Annotated in this window: 1 pseudogene; it reads left to right on the top strand. The window is 44.7% G+C overall.

The annotated features are described in order from the left end of the window. Positions 1-255: pseudogene (locus tag AB4486_RS23850) on the top strand (N-acylglucosamine 2-epimerase); the annotation flags it as partial.

The raw sequence follows: 255 nt of genomic DNA on the forward strand, positions 1-255 counted from the left end.
ATGAAAGACGTCCTGCAATATACCCTACCGACCTTTCATGATGTTTGGGTCGACCACAAATACGGTGGCGTTGGGCTTGATCCTAAGCGTACTAAAGCTTTCCATTGGGGTAATGGTTATCACCAATTTGAACATGCGCTGATTGGCTATTTATATGCTCAGCAAGTTGACGCTAAACTAGCTGTATTGCACTACGCAAGACCGACCAACAGCAATATGCCAATGGAACCGTATTACTATCAAGGGGATGTGGTT

The organism is Vibrio sp. 10N.222.55.C6 (assembly GCF_041473395.1).
Taxonomy (GTDB): Bacteria; Pseudomonadota; Gammaproteobacteria; order Enterobacterales; family Vibrionaceae; genus Vibrio; species Vibrio crassostreae_C.